The 20,082-nt window shown below is 63.2% G+C and carries 18 protein-coding genes; 7 read left to right on the forward strand and 11 right to left on the reverse strand.

Features of this window, described 5'->3' with window-relative positions; genetic code table 11:
* The first annotated feature begins 11 nt into the window (after positions 1–11).
* Positions 12–833 (forward strand): enoyl-CoA hydratase, encoded by an 822-nt coding sequence (locus Q0D31_RS04470; protein ID WP_291845726.1) that lies wholly within the window; start codon positions 12–14, stop codon positions 831–833.
* 52 nt (positions 834–885) lie between these two features.
* Here the strand turns inward: Q0D31_RS04470 and Q0D31_RS04475 are convergent, their stop codons facing one another.
* The 6 genes from Q0D31_RS04475 to Q0D31_RS04500 all read right to left on the reverse strand — a co-directional run bounded on the left by Q0D31_RS04475 (position 886) and on the right by Q0D31_RS04500 (position 7,624).
* Complete coding sequence (locus Q0D31_RS04475; protein WP_291845727.1) at positions 886–1,968, reverse strand: isocitrate/isopropylmalate dehydrogenase family protein; 1,083 nt, start codon at positions 1,966–1,968, stop codon at positions 886–888.
* 147 nt (positions 1,969–2,115) lie between these two features.
* On the reverse strand, positions 2,116–3,186 hold the full coding sequence (locus Q0D31_RS04480; protein WP_291845728.1) for an alcohol dehydrogenase: 1,071 nt from the start codon (positions 3,184–3,186) through the stop codon (positions 2,116–2,118).
* Positions 3,187–3,279: 93 nt separating this feature from the next.
* Complete coding sequence (locus tag Q0D31_RS04485) at positions 3,280–4,548, reverse strand: TRAP transporter large permease (RefSeq protein ID WP_291845729.1); 1,269 nt, start codon at positions 4,546–4,548, stop codon at positions 3,280–3,282.
* The gene (locus Q0D31_RS04490) at positions 4,545–5,087 is read right to left on the reverse strand and encodes a TRAP transporter small permease (RefSeq protein WP_291845730.1); all 543 of its coding nucleotides are present in this window, start codon (positions 5,085–5,087) and stop codon (positions 4,545–4,547) included. Before Q0D31_RS04490 ends, Q0D31_RS04485 begins: the two co-directional genes overlap by 4 nt.
* Positions 5,088–5,231: 144 nt before the next feature.
* Positions 5,232–6,269, reverse strand: coding sequence for a TRAP transporter substrate-binding protein DctP (dctP, locus tag Q0D31_RS04495; protein WP_291845731.1), 1,038 nt, complete (start codon positions 6,267–6,269; stop codon positions 5,232–5,234).
* A gap of 179 nt (positions 6,270–6,448) precedes the next feature.
* Entirely contained in the window at positions 6,449–7,624 is a 1,176-nt protein-coding gene (locus Q0D31_RS04500) for a CoA transferase (RefSeq protein ID WP_291845732.1), read from the reverse strand.
* 185 nt (positions 7,625–7,809) lie between these two features.
* Between Q0D31_RS04500 and glgA the strand changes: the two genes are divergently transcribed.
* A complete protein-coding gene (gene glgA, locus Q0D31_RS04505; protein ID WP_291845733.1) occupies positions 7,810–9,237 on the forward strand; it encodes a glycogen synthase GlgA in 1,428 nt (475 codons plus the stop codon).
* On the opposite strand, the gene Q0D31_RS04510 is transcribed toward glgA, so the two are convergent.
* Together Q0D31_RS04510 and Q0D31_RS04515 are read right to left on the reverse strand one after the other, a co-directional pair.
* The gene (locus tag Q0D31_RS04510) at positions 9,189–10,400 is read right to left on the reverse strand and encodes a patatin-like phospholipase family protein (protein WP_291845734.1); all 1,212 of its coding nucleotides are present in this window, start codon (positions 10,398–10,400) and stop codon (positions 9,189–9,191) included. The genes glgA and Q0D31_RS04510 overlap by 49 nt on opposite strands.
* Positions 10,401–10,427: 27 nt before the next feature.
* Positions 10,428–11,249 (reverse strand): 3-hydroxybutyrate dehydrogenase, encoded by an 822-nt coding sequence (locus Q0D31_RS04515; protein WP_291845735.1) that lies wholly within the window; start codon positions 11,247–11,249, stop codon positions 10,428–10,430.
* A 187-nt stretch (positions 11,250–11,436) separates the two neighbouring features.
* Here Q0D31_RS04515 and Q0D31_RS04520 point away from each other — a divergent pair, with 187 nt between their 5' ends.
* The gene (locus Q0D31_RS04520) at positions 11,437–12,357 is read left to right on the forward strand and encodes a LysR family transcriptional regulator (protein ID WP_291845736.1); all 921 of its coding nucleotides are present in this window, start codon (positions 11,437–11,439) and stop codon (positions 12,355–12,357) included.
* On the opposite strand, the gene Q0D31_RS04525 is transcribed toward Q0D31_RS04520, so the two are convergent.
* Both Q0D31_RS04525 and Q0D31_RS04530 read right to left on the reverse strand, forming a co-directional pair.
* Positions 12,354–13,073, reverse strand: a complete 720-nt coding sequence (locus Q0D31_RS04525; protein ID WP_291845737.1) for a peroxiredoxin-like family protein — start codon at positions 13,071–13,073, stop codon at positions 12,354–12,356. The two genes, Q0D31_RS04520 and Q0D31_RS04525, sit on opposite strands and share 4 nt — an antisense overlap.
* Before the next feature lie 81 nt (positions 13,074–13,154).
* Positions 13,155–13,439: a hypothetical protein gene (locus Q0D31_RS04530; RefSeq protein ID WP_291845738.1), complete on the reverse strand. Its 285-nt coding sequence runs from the start codon at positions 13,437–13,439 to the stop codon at positions 13,155–13,157.
* A 236-nt stretch (positions 13,440–13,675) separates the two neighbouring features.
* Between Q0D31_RS04530 and Q0D31_RS04535 the strand changes: the two genes are divergently transcribed.
* From Q0D31_RS04535 to Q0D31_RS04550, 4 genes are all read left to right on the forward strand, one after another.
* Positions 13,676–14,161: a DUF302 domain-containing protein gene (locus Q0D31_RS04535; protein ID WP_291845742.1), complete on the forward strand. Its 486-nt coding sequence runs from the start codon at positions 13,676–13,678 to the stop codon at positions 14,159–14,161.
* 83 nt (positions 14,162–14,244) lie between these two features.
* A complete protein-coding gene (locus tag Q0D31_RS04540; RefSeq protein WP_291845743.1) occupies positions 14,245–15,606 on the forward strand; it encodes an NAD(P)/FAD-dependent oxidoreductase in 1,362 nt (453 codons plus the stop codon).
* A gap of 133 nt (positions 15,607–15,739) precedes the next feature.
* Positions 15,740–16,222 carry a cupin domain-containing protein gene (locus Q0D31_RS04545; protein ID WP_291845744.1) on the forward strand — a complete coding sequence of 161 codons (483 nt, stop codon included), beginning with the start codon at positions 15,740–15,742 and terminating at the stop codon, positions 16,220–16,222.
* A gap of 122 nt (positions 16,223–16,344) precedes the next feature.
* Complete coding sequence (locus tag Q0D31_RS04550) at positions 16,345–17,571, forward strand: MFS transporter (protein WP_291845746.1); 1,227 nt, start codon at positions 16,345–16,347, stop codon at positions 17,569–17,571.
* A 55-nt stretch (positions 17,572–17,626) separates the two neighbouring features.
* Here the strand turns inward: Q0D31_RS04550 and Q0D31_RS04555 are convergent, their stop codons facing one another.
* Positions 17,627–19,825, reverse strand: coding sequence for an amylo-alpha-1,6-glucosidase (locus Q0D31_RS04555; RefSeq protein WP_291845748.1), 2,199 nt, complete (start codon positions 19,823–19,825; stop codon positions 17,627–17,629).
* Positions 19,826–20,082: the final 257 nt, after the last annotated feature.

Below are 20,082 nucleotides of genomic sequence, written 5' to 3' on the forward strand. Positions count from 1 at the left end.
AGCCGCGCCCGATGCTCGACGCTCCCAAAAAGGCCGAAAACTCCCATGCCGGCGGCAAGATCCTGCAGCGCGTCGACGACGGGATCGGAATTGTCACCTTCAACAATCCCGAAAAGCGCAACGCCATGTCGCTCGAGATGTGGGAGGGATTGGGCCACGCGCTGGTCGAACTGCGCGATGATCCCGATGTCCGCGTGGTCATCCTGGTCGGCGCCGGCGACAAGGCGTTCGTCTCGGGCGCTGACATCAGCCAGTTCGAAAGGACCCGCCACAACGCGGCGGCCTCCGAAGACTACTCCAGACGCAGCGAAGCCCAGCGCGCGCTGCTGGCCAGTTTTCCGAAGCCGACCATCGCCTGTATCCGCGGCTTCTGTCTCGGCGGCGGTATGCAGGTCGCCATGCTCACCGATATTCGCTTCGCCTCCGACAACAGCCAGTTCGGCATTCCCGCCGCGCGACTAGGCATCGCCTATGGTTATGACGGGCTCAAGCACCTGGTCTCGCTGGTCGGGCCGTCCTGGGCGCGGCTCATCATGTACACGGGCATGCGGATCGGCGCCGCGGAGGCGCTAAGGATCGGGCTGGTGGAGCGGGTATTGCCCGACACTGAACTGTGGAGCGCGACCATGGAAATCGCGCGCACCATCTCCGGCAACGCGCCGCTCGCCATCAAGGCCGCCAAGATCACCATCTCCGAAGTGCTGAAAGACGAGAGCCGGCGCGATCTGGAAGCGGTCAAACAGATCGGCACGGTCTGCATGGACTCCGAAGATTTCCGCGAAGGCCGCATCGCGTTCATGGAAAAGCGCAAGCCGCGGTTCAAGGGGAAATAGCGCCGCTGGATATTCCGGAACTGTCTGCTTCGCGGTCATCCAAGAATGGTGACTACAGTGCCGCCAGCACGGCCTTCGTGATATCCGCCGTGCCATTGCCGCCGCCGAATTCCATCGGCTTGATCCCTCCCGCATAGGCTTTGTCGACCGCGCGCTCGATGCGATCGCCGGCCTCGGCGGCGCTTTCGAGGCCATGCTTGTCGGCGAGCCAGTCCAGCATCATTGCCGCCGACAGGATCATCGCGGTCGGGTTGGCCTTGCCCTGCCCCATGATGTCGGGTGCGGTGCCGTGGCACGGCTGGAACACCGCGTGGCGGTCGCCGATGTCGGCCGACGGCGCCATGCCGAGGCCGCCGATCAACCCGGCGGTGAGGTCAGAGAGAATGTCTCCGAACATGTTCTCGGTCACCATGACGTCGAAATCCCAGGGGCGCTTCACCAGCATGAGCGCGCAGGCGTCGACATAGAGCCGGTCGGTCCTGACTTCGGGGTGGCGCGAGGCGGCTTCATCGAACATTTCGCGGAAGAACGCGAACGCCCGGAACACGTTCGCCTTGTCGACGCAGGTCAGCCCGCCATTGGCCCGTCCGCGCGCCTTGCGGCGTTCGGCGAGGCGAAACGAAAACTCGAACAAGCGCTCCGAGGTCTTGCGGGTAATGACCAGCGTCTCGCGCGCCTCGGTGTCGGTGACAATGCCCTTGCCCATCGAGGCGAACAGGCCTTCGGTCGATTCCCGGATCAACACCAGATCGATGCCGCGCTGGTCGGCGCCGACGATCGGGCTCGGCACACCCGGTATCAGCCGCGCCGGCCGAACGCCGGCATAGAGGTCGAAATGAAAGCGCAGTTCGACCTGCGGCATGATCTCGGTGTTGTCGGGATAGCGCACGGAAGGCAGTCCGCAAGCGCCGAGCAGGATCGCGTCCGCCTCCTCGCACAGCCGCACCGTGCTCTCCGGCATTGATTTGCCGGTCGCCAGATAATTGTTGGCGCCGGCTGGCGCGTCGGTGAAGCGAAACTTGAGGTCGCTCGTCGCCTCGATCTTGCGCAGGACCTCCAGCGCCGGCGTCATCACTTCGGGGCCGATGCCGTCGCCGCCGAGCACGGCGATGTGGAGAGCGTTATTGGCGGACATGGAGGATCCTTATTTGGGAAGTCATTCCGGGATGGTCCGGAGGACCAGACCTCAGATGCGCAATTGCGCATCGGGGAATCTCGAGATTCTCAGGTGCGCAATTGCGTACCGTAGTTCGATGCTACGCATCGCGCCGGAATGACGGACTTACGGCGTCAGCACGGCGCGGCCGACCAGTTTGCCCTTCTGCAAGTCGGTGAGCGCTTGATTGGCCTTGGCGAGCGGCATCGTCGTCACCGGTATCGGCGGGACTTTCTGGTTGCGAACCAGCTCGAGCAATTCCTCGGTTTCGCGCAAATTGCCGACATAGCTGCCCTGGATGGTGATCGCCTTGATCGGGATCAGTGGCAGGGCCCATGGCGCGCCGCCGCCGAACAGGCCGACAATCACGAGCTTGCCGCCCTTGGTCAGGCAATCGAAGCCGAGCTGGGTGGTCTGCGCGTTGCCGACCAGATCGATCACCGCGCGGATCGGGCCGCCGGCCCGCTTGGCGAGTTGTTCCAGCGCGTCGGGCGCCTTGCCGTCGACGGTGGCGAGCGCCCCGGCGGCTTCGGCGGCTTCGCGCTTGCGCGCGTCGATGTCGACGACGATGGCGCCCTTGCCGCCCATCGCCTTCAACAGCGATAGCGCCATCAGCCCAAGACCGCCGGCGCCGAAAATCACGATCGGTGAATTAAAGGCGAACTCGACCTTCTTCAACGCGCTGTAGGTGGTGACGCCGGAGCAGGCATAGGGCGCGGCGGTGACGGGATCGAGCCCCTTCAGGTTCAGGAGGTATTTTGGGTGCGGCACCGTCATGTGGTCGGCGTAGCCGCCGTCGCAATAGACGCCGAGCGAATTCGGCTTGACGATGCACATGTTCTCGTCACCGCCCACGCAGGTCTCGCACTTGCCACAACCGAGCCAGGGATAAACGAGCGCAACGTCGCCGACCTTGAGGTCGCGCTTGTCGGCGGCCGTGACGTCGGGCCCGAACGCGACCACCTCCCCGGCCGACTCATGCCCCATGGTGCGCGGCAGCGACACGCCGCGGTCCTTCAGCGACAGCGGCTTGCGGCCATGGCCCAAATCATAGCCGCCCTCCCAGATGTGAAGGTCGCTGTGACAGACGCCCGCCGCCTTCACCTTGATCAGCACCTGCGTGCCCGTCGGCTGCGGCGTCGGATGATCCACCTCTTTCAGGGGGGCGTTGAACTCGGCGACCTGAAAACTCTTCATCGCATCTCTCCCGTCGCTATTGTTCTTGAGCAAGTATTCGCTGCCGTTTCCGGGCGGACGTTGCCACGTCCGCAGCAGCCCGGCCCCGCAACATCAGAACTTCCCGTTTACAAAGTACATCGCAATCCAGGGTTGCCATATCACGAGCGCCAGACAAAACATCATCAGCAAGATGAAGGGAATCGCGGCGATGCAGAGTCGTCCGAACGGTTGCTTGAACGCGCTCATGGCCACGATCAGATTCAATCCCACAGGTGGCGTGAGATAGCCGATCTCCAGGTTGAGAATCATGATCACCCCGAAGAGCACCTTGTCGTAACCATAGGCCGCCGCGACGGGCGCCAGCAACGGGGCCAGTACCAGGATCGCTTCGCCTGTCGTCATAAGACAACCGACCAGCAGCAGCAACGCGTTGACCACCAACATGAACATCAGCGGACTGGTGATGTAGCCCTGGATGGCCGTCACCAGCATTTGCGGCACGCGGTGCTCAGTCAGGATGATGTTGAGGCTGAGTGCTATCGCCAGCACCGGAAACAGCGACCCGCCGAGTTTCGAGGTATCGAGTACCACCTTGTAGAAGTCGGCGAGTTTCAGCTCGCGGTGAATGAAGACTTCGACCAGCATGGCATAGCACAGCGCCACCGCCGCGGCCTCGGTCGCGGTAAAGTAGCCGGTGTAAATGCCCCCGAGCAGGATCACCGGCATCATCGCCGACCAGATGCCATTCTTGAATGCCTCCTGGAAGTGAGCGAAGTCAAACCGCTCGGTCGGCATATGCCGGTTGACCCAGACCGAATAGATGGACAGCACGACGGTGAGCAGGATTCCGGGACCGAAGCCGGCGGCGAACAGATCGGTAACGCTCGTTTCGGTCACGAGACCATAGATGATCATCGGGATCGACGGCGGGATGATGATGCCGAGGGTTCCGCCGGACATGATCGCGCCGAGTGTAAAGTTCAAATTATAGCCGGCCTGCCGCATCGCCGGATACATGATCGATCCGATCGCCAGCATGGTCACGATCGAAGAGCCAGAAATTGCTGCGAATACCGCGCAGGAAAGCACACAGGCCACCGCCATGCCGCCCGGCAGCGGGCGGGTGATCGACGCCAGAATATTGATCAGACGCTGGGCAATCGAGCCGCGCGTCATCACACTGCCGCAGAGGATGAACAGCGGAATCGACAGAATCACTTCCTTGTCGAGGCCGACCCACATGTCCTCAATGATATAATCAAGTTTGGCCTGTCCCCAGACAATGTGAATGTAAGCGGCGACCGACATCAGGATGACAAGCAGCGGCTGACGCAGGATCAGTAGTGCCAGGACGATTCCGACCAGCAGGAGCGCGGTCATTCCTGGAACTCCGGCGGCAACGGCTTCAGACCCGGCCAGGCGGAGAACAGAAGATAGCGTACCGCCGCGGACGCAAACCCCAAGGGGATCGCCAGCTGGAACGGCCAGACAGACCAGTTGAGCACCGGCGCTCTCAAATCGGTCGCCATCGAAGACTGAACGAAGCGGAAGCCATAATAGGCGACGATCAGCAGGAACACGCCAGTGATGAGGTCGGCGAGACGATCCAGTGTGGGGCCCCAACGTTCCGGAACCAGATTGAAGGCCACGCGCGGCACCAGATGGGCACCGGTAGCGGTGGCGATGCCGATGCCGGCGAAGCTGCCGATCACCAGCGCAAACACCGACATCTTCTGCGCTGCAAATATTCCAGTGGCCTGCTTCATCCCCATCAGACGGACGATCGGTCCAAGCAGTTCGCGTCCGAGCACATCGAGCAACAAAATCACGGCGATGAAAGTGAAGGCCGCGACGGCCACCCAGCACTCAACGGTGTGCCAGTTGGCGGCGAAACTATGCGCCCAGCGCGGCGCTCCCACCGCTGTCGTCTTTTGCGAGTGTTCAGACATTTGCGGCGCCTGGATGAGGGGTGGACCGGGGTTCGGCCTTTGCTGCGGCCGAACCCGTCCGTTGGAAGAAAATTTGATCCCTGCAAGCCTCGAGGGCGGGACGCCCCCGGTGGCTTACGCGCCGCAGCCCGCTCGTCCAGCTTCGATGGCCTTGAACAGGGCTTCGCCTTCAGGGCCGATTTCCTTGATCATGGTCGGCCATACCGGCTTGATCTTCTTGCGCCATTCCTCGCGCTGTTCGCGCGTGATCTCGACGACCTGACCGCCACCCTTGACGTGCAGGTCGCGCAGGGTCTGCTCGAAGCTGCGGATTTCCTTGCGCAGCAGGTCCGCCGAACGCCGCGCAGTCGCCCGCTCAAGCGCCGACTTCTGATCGGCCGTGAGCTTGTCCCAAGCGGCCTTGTTCATCACGATGATGCCGGGCGCGTCCGCCAGCTCGACCCGGGTCAGCACCGGCGCGATCTTGTTGAGTCCGGATGGCAGGTAGAAGGTGACGACCTGCGCCTGCACATCGACCAGCCCGGTCTGGAACGCCGACGATATTTCGGTGATTCCGATCGGGTTGGGGTTGGCGCCCAGCGCCGACCACAGCGCCGCGGAAACCTTGTTGCTGGCGGCGGCGGCCTTCAGGCCATTGACGTCGTTGGGCGATACGAACGGCCGCTTGCCGATCACATCGGCCGTGCCGACCTCGGTCCATCCCAGGAACTTGATACCCTTCTTGTCGAGGCCAGCGGATATCGGCGCGGTCATGTGCTTGTCGATGATGCAGTCCTGCTCGGCCGTGCTGCCGAACAGGAACGGAATGCTGAGCACCGACAATTCCGGCAGCACCAGCGCCACCGCGCCGGTCGAGAAGCCGCCCATGTCGATACGGCCGCGGGCGATTTGCTGGATTGTATCCTGCTCATTGCCGAGCTGGGCGGCGATGAAAGGATCGATCTTGAGCGCGCCCTTGCTTTCTTCGGCGACATCCACCACGAAGCGCTCAAGCTGCGTCACCCAGGGCGTCTTGGCAGGGGCGCCCGTGGTGTAGCGAAGCGTCGTGGCCGGCGTGCCCTGCGCCGACGCGGTCGTGATTGACGCTGCCACGCCAAATCCCGCCACAAGAAAAATTCGCGCAAACGCGCTCGATCGGATCGCCGCTTTCATGGGTGCTCCCTCCCGAATGTTTCGTGCGTCCGGTATTCCGGATCGCGGATAGCCAGTGGCAAGATTGTCCGGAAACGCCGTCGCGGGCAAGGCCGTTCGCATTCGCCCGGATGAAAAGCCGAGGGATTTATCCTTTGGCGGCCAGAGAGGACCGTCAGCCGGGTGCGGACCCTCTATGCCTAGTCGGCAAAGGCCGCGATCTCGTCTTCGGTCAGGCCGGTCTCCTTGAGATACGCGCGCGTGTGTTCGCCCAGCGTCGACACGCGCTTGGCCGCGGATACCCGGGCGGCGGACATGCGGAACGGCAGGTTGAGAACCGTGAAGCTCCCGCCGCCATCTTCGACTTCGGCCAGCGCGCCGCGATGGGCGATCTGCGGGTCGCGCAGCGCCTCGGCGACGGTACGGTAGGCCGACGAGGGCACGCCGTGCGCGTTGAGCGCAGCAAGGCATCCTTCGGTAGTTACGGCGCGCGACCACGCTTCCACGCCTTCCATCAGGCTCGCCCAGTTTTCGCGGCGATCGGAGTATTTGGCAAAGCGCGGATCGTTCACCCATTGGGGACGTTCGATCACCTTCATCAGGCTCTGGAACGTTTTTTCGCTGGCGATCGCGACCATCACATAGCCGTCGGAAGTCTCGATCGGTCCGAACATCGGCCGTTGCGTCGGCTTCACCTCGAATTGCGACCATTGCAGTTCGTTCAGTGTCAGGCTCAACATCGATTCCAGCATCGAGACGTCGATATGCTGTCCCTGCCCGGTTCGCCCGCGCTGAAACAACGCCGCCGAAATGGCGCCGAACGCATAGACGCCGGTGAGGACGTCGGCGTGATAGATGCCGCAATAGTCGGGTCGGCTTCGCCCGGGCTGGTAGGCCAGATGCGCCATTTCATAGCCCGATGCCGCATGAATCACCGGCGCATAGGCCGGCAGTTCCGCCGACGGCCCGGTCTGGCCGTAGCCGGAGATCGAGCAATAGACCAGCTTGGGATTGAGGGCTTGCAACGATGCGTAGTCGAGCTGCAACCGCCGCATCACGCCCGGGCGGAAATTCTCCACCAGCACGTCCGCGGTAGCGACCAGCCGGCGGACGGCCTCCACTCCCCGGGGCGATTTCAGATCCAGAACCAGGCTGTTCTTGCCGACATTGAGCTGGCCGAAGACGGTCGAGCAATTGTTCCGGACCGGCGGGCGGGTCCGCATCGTCTCGCCTTCCCCGGTCTCGATCTTGATGACTTCCGCGCCCATGTCCGCCAGCATCCGCGTGCAATGGGGGCCGGCAATCGTGGTCGAGAAGTCGAGGACGCGCAGGCCCGCGAGGCTGCCTGTCAAACTTCCCCTATTGTCATCCGCCATACTCGTTCCCTCAAGGCCATCGCCGCAACGCCTGATCGCCCGCGACCAGCCTGACCCTAAATCGGGCTGCCTCGGCAGGAAAGGCTGTCACACAGGGAACCGATGACCAGGGCGGGAGTTGTCGCTCCGGCAACTTGGACCCTTTCTTGCATCACTCCTGCTCTAAGTGGGTAAAGGGTAATCCCTTGAAGGTTCTGTTCGTTACCACGGAAATGGATGACTTCGTCCGGGTCGGCGGCCTCGCCGCGGTCTCCGCGGCGCTGCCCCGAGCCCTCCGCCCGTGGAGTGACGTCCGCATCATGCTGCCCGGTTATCGGGACGTCGTCGAACAGTTCACGCATATTGAAATCGTTGGACAATGCGCCGCGTTGGCGGAAATGCCAGCCTGCGCGCTGGGGCGGGCTTCGACCAGGGACGGCCTGCCGGTTTATGTGCTGCTCTGTCCGTCGCTGTACGAGCGACCGGGCAATCCCTATGGCGATGAATCCGGCCGCGACTGGCCGGACAATGAGATCCGTTTCGGTCGGTTCGCGTCTGCTGCCGCGGAGCTGGCGATGGGCACGCTGGACAAGAATTGGGCAGCGGATCTGGTCCACGCCAATGACTGGCAGGCCGCGTTGGCTCCTGCATACCTCGCCTGGAAGGGCGCGAGGGTTCCATCAATCTTGACCATCCACAATCTCGCCTATCAGGGCTTGTTCCCGCGCGACGCGTTGCGTCGGATCGGGGCGCCCGAGAGCTCCTTCCACATCGACGGGCTGGAATTCTATGACAAGCTGTCATTCCTCAAAGGCGGCATCGTCTATGCGTCGCACCTCACCACCGTCAGCGCGACCTATGCGAAGGAGATCACGACGCGCGAACTGGGCTGCGGGCTGGAAGGCCTGCTCCGGCTGCGCTCCGACGCCGCCCAGCTGACGGGCATCCTGAACGGCATCGACGAAAGCTGGGACCCCAGCGCTTGCGCGCAATTGGCGCAGCCCTTTGGCGCCGGCGATTGGGAGGGCAAGCGGGCCAACGCCGACTATGTCCGCCGGCAGTTTGGCCTGGCGCTGTCGCGCGGTCCGATGTTCGGCCTGGTCGCCCGGCTGGTTCACCAGAAAGGCGTCGATCTGGTGTTGTCCGCCGCCGACGAGATCATCGAGGCCGGCGGGCAGATCGTGGTGACCGGCAGCGGCGAACCCGAGATCGAGCAGGCGCTGGTCGAGGCGCATCGCCGCAGGCCGGAGGCGATCGGCGTCGTCATCGGCTTCAACGACGCCCAGGCGCGGCGGATATTCGCCGGGAGCGACTTCACGCTGATGCCCTCGCGGTTCGAACCGTGCGGGCTGAGCCAGATGTATGCGCAACGGTTCGGATCGCTGCCGATCGGTCACCAGACCGGCGGGCTGGCGGAGACCATCCAGGACGGCGAAACCGGGTTTCTGTTCGCGCAACCCTCGGCGGAATCCTTCCTTGGCGGCGTCAGGCGCGCGTTCGAAACCTTTCGGGCCAAGGATCGCCTCGACGCGATGCGCCGCAGCGCAATGGCGCAATCCTTTAGCTGGGATCTTTCGGCGGCCTGTTACAACGCATTGTACCGCAAGACGGCCGCGCCTTTCATCGGCGCGTGATTTCGTTCAGCTGCCTCTGGCATGACTTCCACCTGCTCGTGGAGAACAACTCCGGACAACGGATCGAACTCGCCGATCCATGGCTTCCGGTCGAGCACCGCCTTGGTGTGCTGATAACCGGCGTCCCAGCGTTGCATGATTCCCGACGGGCTGAAATCGATGTCCTTGGTGTGGTCCTCGCGACTGAGCTGCGGGGCGAGCAGACGCACGACGTGCATCCGTGTCGGACACCCATACCCCACCAGCTCCTTCACCGCCGCGTTGTTGCGCTCAGCCTCCGGCAAACGCGCCGCGAGCTGGTTGATGACGTGGCGCAGGCGGTGCGCCTGCTGCTGCCGGGCGATGTGGCTGGCGATCCGGCTCGAATACTGCACGTCCTTGTGGCGGTTCAGCACCTCCGCCATCGTGGTCGGTTCGGCGCCGGACGGATTCCAGAGATGCACGGCGAAGATCAATGAATTCTTGCGCGGATTGTCGTCGAACACGGCTTCCGTCGGTGTGTTCGACAGAATGCCGCCGTCCCAATAGAGTTCGCCGTCGATGCGTACCGCCGGAAACGCCGGCGGCAGCGCACCGGACGCCATGATGTGCTTGACGTCGATCTTGCCGTCGCGACTGTCGAAATAGCGCATCTGGCTGGTCCGGACATGGGCGGCGCCCACCGTCAGGCGCGGCCTGCACTGATTGAGCAGATTGAAATCGACCAGTTCGCTCAAGGTGCGCTCCAGCGGCGCGGTCGAGTAATAGCCGGCCTGATCGGGACCCAACGGATAGGAGTCGCCGGCATGGGCCAGCGGGTTGGGTCGGAAGAAGCCCGGGATGCCGTTGGTCACCGTCGACCAATAGGAAAGCTTTTCGTTGAAACCCGGAAAGATGTCGCGAAAGCTCCAGACCGGATTCTGCTCCATCTTCTTCCAGAACTCGCGCAGGCGCGACAGCCGGTTTTGCCGTGAGTTGCCGGCAATCAGACTAGCGTTGATGGCGCCGATCGAGGTGCCGATGATCCAGTCCGGTTCGATCCCGGCCTCCTGGAGCGCCTGGTAGACGCCAGCCTGATAGGAGCCCAGCGCGCCGCCGCCTTGCAGCACCAGCACGATCTGTCCAGGCTCGGACCCAGTCGATCTGGTATGGGTCGAAGACGAGACGTCCTTTCTATCGTTCATGTCACGTTCCCTCGTGTGATTGTCATGCTAATGCGCGGTCCAGCCGCCATCGACCGGCAACGCGATTCCGGTGATCGACGCCGCCGCGTCGCCGGCGAGAAACACCGTCAGCGCGCCCAGCTCTTCGACCGTAGCAAAGCGTTTGTTCGGTTGCTGCGCCAGCAGCACGTCATGGATGACCTGTTCGCGGGATATACCGTGCGCCCTGGCCTGGCCGTCGATCTGCGCCTCAACCAGCGGGGTGTAGACGTAGCCCGGGCATATCGCGTTGCAAGTGATGGATTCCTCCGCGGTCTCCAACGCCGTGACCTTGGTCAGACCAACGATGCCGTGCTTGGCTGCGACATAGGCCGCCTTGAAGGGCGATGCGACCAGTCCATGTGCGGAAGCAATGTTAACGATCCGCCCGAAATTGTTCTGGCGCATCGCCGGTAGCGCCAGCCGCGTTGTGTGAAAAGCCGACGAAAGGTTGATCGCCAGGATCGCGTCCCATTTATCGACCGGAAACTGATCGAGCGGCGCCACATGTTGAATGCCGGCATTGTTGACCAGCACGTCCAGCCGGCCATGTCCGGCGATCGTCGCGGCGATCATCTCAGCGATCGCCTCATGGCTGGTCATGTCGGCCGCGGAATAGCTGACCTGGACGCCAAACTCCTCCTCCATTTGCCGCCTGGTCTGAGCGATCTCGGCGGCCGCCCCAAGCCCATTCAGAACCACCGCCGAACCGGCCCTGGCCAGCGCGCGGGCAATCCCTAGTCCGATACCGCTGGTCGAGCCCGAGACCAGCGAGACTCTGCCGGCAAGCGCCATTGTCGCTGCGTTTTCCGCCTTCAGCCGGATATCCATGGCCGCCCTTTCGCTCGGTTCGTCAGTGTGTTCGGGAGCCTTGTTCTCAACGAAATCTGCGCGTGGAGCGCCAGTTAAGGAAATGCCGTTTGGCTTCCAACATCATAGGCTGACGCTATGGCGATTCTGGTGACATCGGAGGGCGCGAAGGGGTAGACTGTCGGCACACAAGATCGGGGCAACGATCGTGGAGATGCATCAGGTTCGCTACTTCCTGGCCGTGGTGCGGGTCCTCAACTTCACGCGCGCCGCCGACGAGTGCAATGTCACGCAACCGTCGCTGACGCGGGCCATCAAGCAGCTTGAAGCGGAACTCGGCGGCGATCTGTTCCGGCGCGAGCGCCCCGCCGCGCAACTGACCGAACTAGGCGAGCGCATGCACCCGCTGCTCAAGCAATGCTACGAAGCGGCGACCGGCGCGCGCGAACTCGCCTCCTCCTTCAAGAGCGGCCAAGTCGGCGCGCTCAGGATCGCGCTTACGCACTCCGTCGATCTGTCGCTGCTGATTCCGCATCTTGACCAGATCAAGCGGCTGTTCAACCGGCTGGAATTCCGGTTCCTGCGCGGCAACAGCCGCGAGGTCGCCGAATTTCTCAAACGGGGCGAAGCCGAACTCGGCATCGCCGCAGAAATCAGCGAAGAATGGGACCGGCTCGATACCTGGCCGCTGTTCACGGAGAATTTTCAACTCGCCATCAACAGGAACCATCCGCTGGCGGCGCTCGACAAGGTCGATTTCAATGATCTTCGCGCCGAGCAATTCCTGTCGCGAAACTATTGCGAGCATGCAGCGCAGGTAAAGATCTCGCTTCGCGAACACGGCCTCGACGTCGACCGCGGCCACGAAATCTCATCGGAACGCGATCTGATCGAGCTGCTCGAAGCCGATATCGGCGTCGCCGTGGTGCCGGATACCGCCTCGCTGCCGCCGACGCTCAAGCGCTCCACGGTCGAAGGACTGGACGCCCGGCGCACCGTCAATCTCTACGGCGTCGCCGGACGCGAAAGGACCGCCGTAGCCTCCACCGTGATGCGCATACTACGCGGCGCCGACTGGCAGCAAGTCGTCGGCAAGTCTGCGGGGGCGTCAAAGATGACGACGCGCTAGCGCTCTTCACTCGTGCCCTTCAGCGCGGCAATCAGGTCGTCGATTTCCATGCGCTTGCGGAAGTCGGGATCGACGAAACGTGCCTTCACCATTCCGTCACGGCCGACCACGAAGGTCGCCGGTATCGGCAGCACCCAGCCGTCATTGCCCTGGAACCTCGTCATGTCCTGATATGATAGCAGCTGCTGGATCTCAGTGCCGAGCCAGATCGCCAGATTGAGCGAGAGCGCATAACCGTTGTCAAGGTCGGCTAGAATCGGAAACGGTGCGTTCGCCTCCGACTTGAATTTCTTGGCATAGGCCTGCGTCTCCGGCATGATCGCAACCGTTTGCGCGCCCAATGCCTTGATCCGATCCTGGGCCTGGATCACCGCCCGTACGTTGAGCCGGCAATAAGGGCACCAGTGGCCTCGAAAGAACATGACTGCGACCGGCCCTTTATCGATCAGAGACTGCAAGCTGACCAGCCGGCCCGTCTCGTCCGGCAGCACGAAGGGCGGCATCGCCTCCCCGGGCCGCGGCGCATTTTCGCCGCCGCCATTCTCGTTCAAGCGGGCGACCAGCCGATCGACCGCTTCGCCGTAGGCCGGAAAGATCTCCCTGCCCGCCGCGGCATAGGCTTCGAGCTGCTCGCGCAGGCTGCCTTCCATGTCGCGGCATCGCAGGAATGCTTGCTTCAGGCGTTCGGCATTGGCTGGCGATAGCGAGGCCGTCATCTCGTACTCCGGCGTTCCTTCATTATTTTCCAGTCCGGTCCGCCCCGCAAGGGCGGCCCGGACTGTTGCAGCGACGCTGGATCAAGGCAGATAGAAATTGCCGGTGGGGTCGAGCATGCCCGAGGTCGAGTAGAGCTGGCCCTTGTCCATGAAGAAGACGGTGTTGTTGGGTACCTTGACGGCGTTCTTCATCATGGCGTCGTGGTTTTTCGGGGTGGCGGCCATCGCCATCGCCGACATTTTCCCGGGACCGGCATACATGTAAGCCATGCCCGGATTGAACTCCCACGGGACTTGCGAGAAGGCGGAGGTGGCGACGGCGGCAAGCGCGGCGGCGGCGATCAGGGTCTTCGAGAGCGGTCTCATTGGGGTTTCCTCACGGATTGGAGGCGCCCGCCAATCGGGCGCTGACCCATCAGAAGGCGACCTATCAGAAATGAGAAATGCCGTTGCACAATCGGTTCGATAGCCGCGACGCATCGAAGAATGCCGATAGCCGAATGCTATCGACTTGAGAGCAGCTACGCATTTCATATTTCCGGCCCCGGCGTCCATCCTGTTCCAGACACCATGCCAAGCGCATGCGCAAACAGGAGGCTTTCATGACCCGCCGTGCCACCAACCGCTTTGTGAATTTCTGCATCTCGCTGACGCTGGCTCTGCTCGTCCTTTCGGTCGCTGCGCGGGCCGATAGCGATGACGGCGTCGTCCGGGTGAAAAGCGCGGTGCCGATGACCGAGGCGATCGCCCGCATCAAGGCCGACATCGCCGGCAAGGGCATCAAGTTCTTCATGGAGATCGACCAGTCGAAGCTTGCCGCCGATGCCGGCATCAAGCTGCGCCCCTCGACGCTGCTGGTGTTCGGAAATCCCCCGCTCGGGACCCAGTTCATCACCTCGAACCCGAACGCCGGGCTCGACTGGCCAGTCCGGTTGCTGCTGACGCAGGATGACAATGGCGACGTCTGGGCGGTCTGGACTGACTTTGCCTGGATCGCCAGGCGCCACAACATCAGGGATCGCGTCGCGCAGTTCGAGATGGCAACCAACGTGGTCGGCTCGATCACCTCGACCATCACGGCGAAGTAAACCGGCCGCCAACGCGCTTGGCACCGTCGGGCTGCGGCGCGCCGCAGCCCGATCGTCTCAGGCGCCGGCACAGGAGCAGAGCGATGGCACCGGAAAAGTTCGACGTGGTCATTCTGGGCGGCGGCAATGCCGGCATCGGCGTAACCGGGCCGGTCCGGCGCGCAGGCATGTCGGTTGCCATGATCGAGGCCGATCTTCTCGGCGGAACCTGCCCGAATCGGGGCTGCACGCCGAAGAAGGTGCTGGTCGCCGCCGGTCACGCGCTGCACGAGATCGAACGGGCATCGTTTCATCACGTCGCCGTCGGCAAGCCGCGGCTTGACTGGGCCGCGCTGATCGACCGCGAGCAGGCCATGATCAAGGGCATTCCGGCCAATCTCGCGCGCTCGATGGCCAAACGCAATGTCGAGGTGGTACGGGGCCGCGCCGCTTTCGCAAGCCCCAATACCATCCGCGTCGGCGATCGCGTACTCGAAGCCCGCTACATTGTGATCGCGACCGGGTCGAAGCCGCGGCCATTGCCGATCCCCGGCGCGGAGTTGATGATCACCTCGGACCAAATGCTCAGCGAACGCGAGCTGCCCACTTCCGTGATCTTTATCGGTGGCGGCGTGATCGCGCTGGAATTCGGCCACGTCTATGCACGAGCCGGCACTGAGGTCACGATTCTCGAAGCGCTGCCGCGGCTGCTGCCGGCGATGGATGGCGATGCGGTCGCGCAACTGCAGGCCGAAAGCGAGCGGATGGGCATTCGGGTCAGGACCGCCGTCAGCGTCAAGCGGGTCCAAAGGGCAAACGGCCGCCTGCGCGTCGTATTCACCCATGACGGCGCCGAGCACGCAGCGGAGGCCGATCGCATCGTCAACGGCGCGGGCCGCGTAGCCAATGTGGATGCGCTGGACCTCGCAGCAGGCCAGGTCGAACACGCCGATGGCCGCGTCGCGGTCGACCGCCATTTGCGCTCGACCTCCAACCCCAATGTGTATGTCTGCGGCGACGCCATGCCGGGTTCGCCGCAGCTGTCGCCGATCGCGACCTATGAGGGTGACATCGTCGGCCGCAACATCGCGGAAGGGGCGAAACATAGCCCGGACTACGCGCACATGGCGACGTCGGTCTACACCGTACCCGCGCTTGCCGCAGTCGGTCTGACCGAGGCCGCAGCAAGGCAAGCGGGCGTGGCGGTCGACGTCCACGTCAACGACATGCTCGACTGGTTCTCAGCAAAAACCTATGCCGAGACCGTTGCATGGTCGAAGGTGATTGTCGACCGCGCCACCGACCGCATTCTCGGAGCCCATTTTGTCGGGCACGCTGGCCAAGAGCTAGTGAATATCTTCGGGCTGGCGATGCGCTTTGATATCACCGCCTCCCAGATCCGGGAGAATGTTTACGCCTATCCGACGTTCTCCTCCGACATCAAGCACATGCTCGGTCATGGGTAGCCACATAGCGGAACGCTATGGAGTCCAGAGTCAACCGGCATTTCCGCCAGAGCGCGAATTGGATGATGGTCGTGCGGTAGCCGACCGGCTCAGTCGGGCCAAGGCAAGAAAAACCAGGAGAGAGGAGACCAACATGTCCAAACCTAACATTTCATCACGCGCGATCTGGCGAGGCTTAGGCCTCGTCGGCTTGATCGTGGCGACCGCCCCATACGCCACCGCCGGCGAATGCCCGGCCGGCAAGATGAAGCCGAACGTCCGAGAAATGGTCGACCACAAGGCGGTCGGCGTCACCGACGTCACGCTCGGCTCGATCAACCTCGAGAAGCAGCCGGCCAAGATCAAGGGTCGCGAGCTGCGCTTCCGCAAGCTGACGATCGAGCCCGGCGGCATCGTGCCCTGGCACAGCCATGACGACCGCCCGGCCTTGATCTTCATCCAGCAAGGCGAGATCGTGGAATATGCCAGCAACTGCTCGGAGCCGATCATGCATAAAGCCGGTGAAATCAGGCCGGAAGTCGCCGGCACCTCGCACTGGTGGAAGAACCTCGGCAAGGAAACCGTCATTCTCTATGTCGGCGACGTCCGCAAGGACCCGCACGACCACAACATGTAAGGAGCCGTAACGAGCGCCGTTCGAGGTCTCGTTGCCGGATGTGATGCGCGGGAGTCCCCCCGTGTCGCCCCACACGCCCGGGCATCACATCCCTTCTTTTCGCCTACCCCGCGCGAAACGTCATGACCAACATGGCCGAGACGATGGAAATGCATGGTCGCTCCCCCGGCGTGGTGCTGCGATCGCTGGTCATCGGCCTCACCGCCTTTCTGACAGTGGTCGACCTGTTCGCGACCCAGGCAATCCTTCCCTCATTGACCCGGCACTATAACGTGTCCCCCGCCGAAATGGGCTTCGCGGTCAACGCCAGCACGCTCGGCATGGCGATCGCGGGCCTCGTCGTCGGATTCCTGAGCCCGCATATCGACCGCCGGCTCGGCATCCTTCTGAGCCTTGTCCTGCTCGCGATCCCCACCACGTTGCTGGCGAGCGCGCCTGACCTGACGATGTTCGCTATCCTGCGCGTCGCGCAGGGCCTCTGCATGGCCTCGGCGTTCGCACTGACCCTGGCCTATCTCGGCGAACAATGCAGTTCGATGGATGCGGGCAGCGCGTTCGCGGCCTACATCACCGGCAATGTCGCCAGCAACCTGGTCGGGCGGCTGGTATCGGCCGCCGTAGCCGATACGCTCGGACTGGCATCGAACTTCTACTTCTTTGCGCTGCTTAACCTCTCAGGCGCGGTGCTGGTCTATTTCACCGTTGCGCGCGTCAAGCCCATGCATGCGATGCCGACAACGCAGTCGCCCTTCGCGGCGACGATCCGCCATTGGCGCAACCCAGCGCTGCGCTCGGCCTTTGCCATCGGCTTCTGCATCCTGTTCGCCTTCATCGGCACCTTCACCTTTGTGAACTTTGTGCTGGTCCGCGCGCCGTTGTCGCTCGGGCGGATGGATCTCGGCTTGGTCTACTTCGTCTTTGCGCCGGCCGTCGTCACCACGCTGTTCGCCGGCAGGGCCGCGGCGCGCTTTGGCACCCGGCCGGCGATTTGGGGCGCGCTCTCGGTGGCCGCTTTGGGCCTGCCCCTGATGCTGTCGTCGCGTCTGCCCGAGGTCCTGGCCGGCATGGTGCTGGTCGGCGTCGGCACCTTCTTCGCCCAGGCCTGCGCCACCGCCTTTGTCGGGCAGGCCGCCGCCGACAACCGCGGCGTCGCCAGCGGAACCTATCTCGCTTGCTATTTCCTCGGTGGCCTTATCGGCAGCGCGGTGCTCGGTGGACTGTTTGATTCGTTCGGATGGATCGCCTGCATCGCCGGCGTCGGCGTGGCGCTGGCGCTTGCGGCGCTGTTGACCGCGCGACTTACTCTCAAAACGTCCGCCGCGACTCCAGTAGAGGTGGCGCTGATGTAGACGCCAATCGCTTCTACCACGACGATAAAGGGCCACATTCTCGGCCGAAGGCCCCTTAATGCGTCAAGACGATCGACACCTGAATCTGGCCGCGCGTTCGCAGCACCTCGAGCGACACCTCCTCACCGTGGCGGCGAACCCGCAAGTCGACGCTGGAGGAACCGAGCCGCAGGTCTCGCAACAAGACCTCGTTCAGAAACTCCGGGAGCCGAGGATTGCGCAGCCTGATCTCGCCACGATCGGCATCGAATTCCAGACCAAGTGCGGCCTCCAACAGGGTGAACGGCGTCGCGCTCGCCCACGCCTGCGGCGCGCAGGCGACGGGGTAGAGCACCGGACCGCGCCGCCTTTCGCGGCGGAAGCCGCAGAACAGTTCCGGAAGCCGCCGCAAATCCATATAGCTGGCGGCGTCGAACAGTCCCTTGAAAAGATGCGCCACCGAATGCTTCAACCCGTAGCGCGCGAAACCGAGCGCGATCAGGGCATTGTCATGGGGCCAGATCGAGCCATCGTGATAGGACATCGGATTGTAGCGGGCCTCACCCTTCGCAACGGTACGAATGCCCCAACCCGAAAAAAACTTGTGGCTCATGAGATCGGCGGCGACCCGTCGGGCACGATCGGTCCGGACGATGCCGGTGAACAGAAGCTGCCCGGCGTTGGAGGTTCGCACCCTGCAGGGCCGCTTGGCGCCGTCGAGCGCCAGCGCATAGGTGCCGAGATCCTCGCACCAGAACGCCTCCTCGAACCGCTCGGCAAGGCGCAACGCCTCGGCTTCGAGGCTGGCGGCCCGATCGGTCATCCCGAGGCGGCGGGCACAGCGCGCCGCCAGCCTCTTGCCTGCGAATACATACCCTTGAACTTCCGCCAGCGCGATACAGCCTTCGGCAAGCTGTCCATCGGCGTGAAACACGGCGTCGAATGAATCCTTCCAGCCCTGGTTGGCGAGCCCCTGCTCGGTTGCGCGCCGATATTCGACAAAACCGTCGCGATCGGGGTCGCCCGACACGTCTATCCACTCCAGCGCAGCCTCGATCGCCGGCCACAGTTCGGCCAGCGTTTCCTCGTCGCCGGTGCGTTCGACGTAGAGGCCGGCCAGCAGCACGAAAAGCGGTGTTGAATCAACGCTGCCATAGTATTGCGCGAACGGTACCTCGCGCAGCGCCGCCATCTCGCCACCGCGCATCTCGTGCAGGATCTTGCCGGGCTCGGCGTCTGCGAGCGGATCAACCGCCCTGGCCTGAAAGAATGCGAGCCGACGCAGCACACCCCGGGCAATGCGCGGATCGACCCAGAGCATCTGCATCGCGGTGATCAATCCGTCACGACCGAAGGTGGTTGAATACCAGGGGATGCCGGCATAGGGGTATCGGCCCTGCGGCGTATCCGTCATCAGCATGTTGAGGTCGGCCGTGGCACGGCACAGCACCTCGTTGAAAATGTTGTTGGAAGTCTCAATGCTGGTCGCGCAGGCGCTCGCTCGCCGCATTTCGCGACGGTGGGCCAAGAGGCCGCGGAAAAACGAAACCGGCTTCGGCGTCATCGCCTTGTTGCAGGATACCGCGACGAACAACGCCGTCGTTTCGCCTGGCGCCAGTTCGAAATGATAGGTCGCCGAATTGACGGAAAGCCGGGTCGGCCGCGGATCGAAATGCAGGGTGGTCGAGCGCCCTTCGCCGTCGAGCCCTTTGTATTCGAGCACGACTTCGGCCGGGCCGAGCAACCGGCTGGAACCGGTCCCGCGCCGCGACCGGTGTTCGCCGCGCACCTCGAACAGGTCGGCGAAATCATTGTCGAACAGCAGCGACAGGTCGAAGCTCGCCGGACGGTCGCCATGGTTCTGCAGCGCGATCCGCTGGTAGGCCGTACCGCGCCACAGGAACATCGAGCGCATGATGTGCAGCGTATCTTTCTGCAGCACCAGCCGTCCGTTGCGGTAAACGTCGGAATTGCTGAGATCGACGGTTAGCGCCGAATTGTCGTCGCGCAGATTGGATCCGAGCAGCAACGGCTGGACGTCGTCGAGCACCATTTCAAGGCGGGAAAGATAGCGCGTATCGGCGTTGAACAGGCCGTCGGGACCGCCTGCGGACGCACCGATGTCGCCGTGACTATCGAGAACAATGAAAGTGTCATCGTGCTTCAGCGAGCGTCGCGGCCGCGTCGCCGGACCGGTCATGGGAATGTAGAAAGGCGACTCCAAGACCTGCTCAGGCGTATGGGACTTAACCAACTGGGTGACTTCGGCTATCATTCGCACCTCGAAGCGATCCTCTAGGGTATCGTTCGTTCCGAACGAATCGGAACCACACCTTGGGATTTCTAGTGAACGCGTTTACTTGACGCAAACCGGCTTCCGGCACCGCACACAGCTAGATCAGGCGAGCGAGTCTCGGCCGACTCGCGCGAGCCGTCGCAGCAGGCCTTAACAACATCAAGACGGCGACGAACCTGTTTGCGTGAGATGGCAACAGCAAGACGGCCGTATGGAGGAAGCAAGATACGGTTCGA

Source organism: Bradyrhizobium sp. (assembly GCF_022844465.1).
Taxonomy (GTDB): Bacteria; Pseudomonadota; Alphaproteobacteria; order Rhizobiales; family Xanthobacteraceae; genus Bradyrhizobium.